The sequence below is a fragment of the Ruegeria sp. H3 genome, from assembly GCF_056533095.1.
On record NZ_JBQFOD010000035.1, the window covers coordinates 1 to 3,003 of the forward strand.

Genomic DNA, 3,003 nt, shown 5'->3' on the forward strand with positions numbered 1-3,003 from the left:
GCTAAGCAGACCCCATTGGAAATCAACCTTAATATGCAATTGCCAACAGGAAACAATCCTGGATTTACAGCCAGAAAGAACGACCATAAGCAACTAGTATCACCGTATTAAACGGCTGCTTCTTGTCGCGGCCTTGGTTTTCACGCTGATGCAGCGAATGGCGGCTTCCCGCCGATTCTGTTGAAAAACAACGTGTTGCAGTCGCAGAATGGGGTGACCTGAGCACGGCACGAGCGCCTTTCTGGTCAGGCGTTTCGCGTTTGCTGCGGTGCGGGAAAGATTTTCGCCAATTTGCGGAGGTTCTGGGCGGTGGCGGCGAGGAGGAATTCGTCATTTGCGCCGCACGGTCCACGTAATCGGAGCCGTCCAAGGCCTAGGATGCGCTTGAGGTGGGCGAAGAGCATCTCAACTTTCTTTCTGAGCTTCATCGCAATCTGGTACTCTTCAGTTTTGGCCAGATCTCTGGCGACCTGGCGCGCATCTTCGTGCTCTTCGCGGGTGATTTTGCGTGCATCAGCGTTGGGGCAGCATCTTTGTTTGGACGGACATACCTGGCAGACTTCTTTCAAGGCGCGATAGCGGGCTGTGCCCTTGCCCGACGGCCCCCGGTTTGGATCAGAGTAATTCCGGCGGAACTGTTTAAGCGCGTGACCCTCTGGGCAGATATATTGATCATGCTCAGCGTCCCATTCGAAGTCTGTGCGTGTCCAGGTGCCGTCGGGGCGTCCGGCCTTGTCGATGACCGGGATGTAAGGATCGATCTTGCGATCCACGAGCCAGCCGAGCATCGGGCCTGAGCCGTAGGCGGTATCGGCGATCATCCAGTCGGGGACGAGGTCGAACTTGTCCTTCACCCGGTCCAGCATCGTCTTTGTCGACCCCACTTCGGCTTGCCGGATGGATCTGGTCGCTTCCACATCCACAATCACGCTGTGATCTGTATCAACGAGGTAGTTATCAGAGTAAGCAAAGAAGGCTGGTGCCTTGTGCGCCGCTGTCCATTGGCTGGCAGGGTCCGAATATGAAATGAACTTAGGCTTGACTGGCGAGGCAGCACCAAACGCGGCCTCATCCAGGGTTTCCAGATATTCCCGAACAGCGCGCGGTGCGGTCTTGGCATCGATCTGTGCAGCATCCCATTCTTCTTGTGACGCTGAATACTGCTTGGTCGCTTCTGCCTCAATCAAGCTGGCATCAATCGCCATACGCTGGCCGCTGACCAAACCTTCTGCGATGGACCGCGTCACTGTCGTTTCGAACACGTGCCGCAAGAGTTCACTCTCGCGGAACCGACCATGGCGGTTCTTGGAAAAGGTAGAGTGATCCGGCACTCGATCAGTCAGATCGAGGCGACAGAACCAGCGATACGCAAGGTTCAGGTGCACTTCTTCGCACAACCGCCGTTCCGACCGGATGCCAAAGCAATAGCCCACCAGCAGCATGCGGATCAGCAACTCGGGATCGACGGAAGGGCGACCAGTATGACTGTAAAAATCCGCCAAATGATTGCGGATACTACTCAGGTCAACAAATCGATCAATCGACCGCAGCAGATGATTGTCCGGGACATGTTCCTCCAGGGAGAACTCATAGAACAGCTCAGCCTGAGTTTCCTGTTTTGGTCCCATCATCATCCAAACTCCCATTCAATAAGAGAATTGAATCAGCCAGATGGCCTTCGATCAAGACAGAGTTTTTCAACAGAATACGGGCTGCTGTCCAGCCCCAATTCTATGGGCCAGTTTTGAGCAAGGTTTCTGGAACGGGCGGTCGCATGTTTAGAGCCTGATGGGGTCTGACACGATTGTACTGTCTAAGCCAGGTATTGATGACGATCTGAGCCTGTTTGGTGGTGTGGAACCATTCTGCGTTGAGGACTTCCCGGCGCAGAGTGCCATTGAAGCGCTCGTTGTATCCATTCTCCCAAGGTGATCCCGGGTAGATTTGGATCGGCTTAATGCCCACCTTTCTTAACCAGGTCTGCAGGGCCGTTGCGATGAACTCCGCGCCGTTGTCGGAACGGATGTGTTCGGGCTTCCCGTGCCGCAATAAGAGTGGGTAGAGCGCATCCAGCACGTCTGCGCTGTTCATCTTCGGCTTGACCGCTACGCAGAGCGCCTCACGGGTATACTCATCCAGCACCGTCAGCATCTTGTAGCTCTGTCCGTTGCTCAGCTTGTCGTGGACAAAGTCAATGCTCCAGATGTGATTGGGATGTTGCGGTCGGAGCCGGATGATCGAGCTGTCCTTGTGGTACAGCCGTTTGCGTTTCTTGTGCCGTTGTGGGAGCTGCAAGCCTTCTTCGCGCCATAGTCGTTCGATCTTTTTATGATTGACTGCCCAGCCTTCGACACGCAGCAGCTCGGCGACCTTGCGGTAGCCGTAGCGCCCATACCGTTTGGCCAATCGGATCATCGCCAGACGTAACGCCTCATCATCCTTTGGCGCTGCGCGGTATTGCAGCGTGCTCCGCGCCAATCCAATCACGCGACAGGTGCGCCGTTCAGAGGTTGCCAGCTTTTGTCGGGTGTGGACCACGGCCTGACGAAGCTGGTCTGCCGTCAGGCCTTTGGCTTTAGATAATCAAGGCTCTCCTTGAGAATGAGTTTGTCCAGTTCAAGCTCAGCCACGATTTTCTTGAGCCGATCATTCTCTTTCTGCAGCGCCTTCAGATTGGCCATCTCAGATCGTCCCATCCCACCAAACCGCTTGCGCCATGTGTAATAGGTCGCATCACTGACACCAGCCGTTCTGCACGCCGTCGCGACATCCGAACCAGATGCCAGGCCCAGCTCAATCTCGCGCAAAAGCCGCAGAATATCTTCGTCCGAATACCGTTTCCGCGCCATCAATCCCGTCTCCAAAACTAAGCCAACTGTGGCACAGTTTTAGGGGGCCAAGACAATCCACCGATCCGTTCGGCTCGTTCTCGCCATTGCGCGTCAGCGCGATCAAGCGATAGGAGAGTGTGTTTTGCGCGTTCCGCACCCCGCGGAAATCCAG

General features: G+C 55.3%; 2 protein-coding genes and 1 pseudogene. All 3 read right to left on the reverse strand.

Features of this window, described 5'->3' with window-relative positions; genetic code table 11:
• Positions 1–245: 245 nt before the first annotated feature.
• The gene (locus ACR0JE_RS19575; RefSeq protein ID WP_480865355.1) at positions 246–1,631 is read right to left on the reverse strand and encodes an IS1182 family transposase; all 1,386 of its coding nucleotides are present in this window, start codon (positions 1,629–1,631) and stop codon (positions 246–248) included.
• Between the two features lie 100 nt (positions 1,632–1,731).
• Positions 1,732–2,849: pseudogene (locus ACR0JE_RS19580) on the reverse strand (IS3 family transposase).
• The coding region (locus ACR0JE_RS19585) for a hypothetical protein (RefSeq protein ID WP_480865356.1) at positions 2,794–3,003 on the reverse strand (210 nt) is incomplete at its 5' end. The gene ACR0JE_RS19585 and the pseudogene ACR0JE_RS19580, both read right to left, overlap by 56 nt.

Coding starts and splice junctions, on each gene's coding strand:
- ACR0JE_RS19575 (WP_480865355.1), bottom strand. CDS start 1,631: ATGATGGGACCAAAACAGGAAACTCAGGCTGAGCTGTTCTATGAGTTC.